The organism is Lysinibacillus sp. CNPSo 3705 (assembly GCF_028674935.1).
GTDB lineage: Bacteria > Bacillota > Bacilli > Bacillales_A > Planococcaceae > Lysinibacillus.
Map to the genome: position 1 here is coordinate 1 of NZ_JAQZSD010000161.1, position 1,349 is coordinate 1,349.

General features: G+C 28.3%; 2 protein-coding genes. Both read right to left on the reverse strand.

Features of this window, described 5'->3' with window-relative positions; all coding sequences use genetic code 11:
• Positions 1 to 230: 230 nt before the first annotated feature.
• Positions 231 to 707 carry a hypothetical protein gene (locus PVA17_RS24765; RefSeq protein ID WP_274069342.1) on the reverse strand — a complete coding sequence of 159 codons (477 nt, stop codon included), beginning with the start codon at positions 705 to 707 and terminating at the stop codon, positions 231 to 233.
• 76 nt (positions 708 to 783) lie between these two features.
• A complete protein-coding gene (locus tag PVA17_RS24770) occupies positions 784 to 1,287 on the reverse strand; it encodes a hypothetical protein (protein ID WP_274069343.1) in 504 nt (167 codons plus the stop codon).
• Between the last annotated feature and the right edge of the window lie 62 nt (positions 1,288 to 1,349).

The following is a 1,349-nucleotide window of genomic DNA, read 5'->3' on the forward strand; positions in this document are numbered from 1 at the left end:
TATTTATACATACAATGGTTATCACCTTCTTTCATTTAATATAGAAGATAGTCAATAAGATAATCATGCTAGGCCAATTACATTTCATAAACAGTTTACTTGAAAGCACGGATACCTCTTTTAGTAATATGAAACCTTCATGATAGGGCTGTAAGATATGTTAAACTTAGTGGACAGCCCTATTAGAAACCTTCATTATTTTTAATGTTTGTTTTAAATTAATTTATGTATTAAACGGAATCTTCTTCTGCATCTTCAATGCCAAAAGCAATAGCTTCAAAATATGAAGTATTTGAAAAGGTGTTATGTCTACTGGAGCCTTTAGTAATTTCTTTTTGCTTATAGTGAGAGAGTACGTAATTATCTTGTAATCGATGTTGTGCATTTTGATTTTTAAGTAATTTTGTAATTTCTTTGCGTCTTTTATTGCGCTTTTTAGCTTCTTTAATGTACTTTAAATTTTCTTCTTCTAATAGAAGCTCTTCTTTAGTGAAAAATCCTTTTGTTATATAATAACCTAACATATCTAACAAAATGATCGTATTGCGAGTATGAGAGGTTATACTGAAATATATTTCTAGAGTGATCTCTTCACCTCGATAAATGATTCTCTCATTTTCTAAAAGTGATCGTATGTATTGAACTCTGTCCTCTATCGGAAGATCTAAATTCAATTCAATGACCGTATTCGGTAATTGTAATTTCATATGTATTCTCCTTCTACTTATTAGGTTGGCTAGTGTATATGTAAATCCACTTTTTTCGCCCAAACCACTTTACCGTTTATTTTTTACATTTCTTACATTGTGAGTGGAAAAGATCTTTGCTACTGCTATTTAAACTAAAAAACTCATCGGTAGCAGGGAGTATATCTTTACATTTACTACATCTTTTTGTTTTTAAATGTAATGTATTTATATAGGTAACTTTTCTCCATTGTCTATCATTCTCTTGTTTTAGTCGCAAACAAATAGTATTAAATCTACTCCCTACTGTTTTAACAGGTATTCCTAAAATTTTCCCTATAGTATAATAAGAAAAGTCTTTAGCAATATAACTTAGTAATTTAATTTGGTCTTTATTTAAAGTTTTTTTAATTAATTCATCTAAATCAGCGAATAAACTAATGACATCTGTATTCATTTTTAAAGAATTAGTTGCACATACACCATGATTGAAATTGGTATCGTCAATTGAGCCTCTATAAGTTAATAGTTCTTTAATAACTGTTACATCAGATAATACTAGTTGCTGATATTTTGTATCTTTACTTGTTTGATAAGCCATTGTGATATCTCCTTTTGTTTTTCCATAATATGCTTTTAACAATTATAATCCTAATGATAAAT

Bases quoted from the DNA above. Each gene is read 5' to 3' on its own strand.
- PVA17_RS24765 (WP_274069342.1), bottom strand. From the start codon at position 707: ATGAAATTACAATTACCGAATACGGTCATTGAATTGAATTTAGATCTT.
- PVA17_RS24770 (WP_274069343.1), bottom strand. From the start codon at position 1,287: ATGGCTTATCAAACAAGTAAAGATACAAAATATCAGCAACTAGTATTA.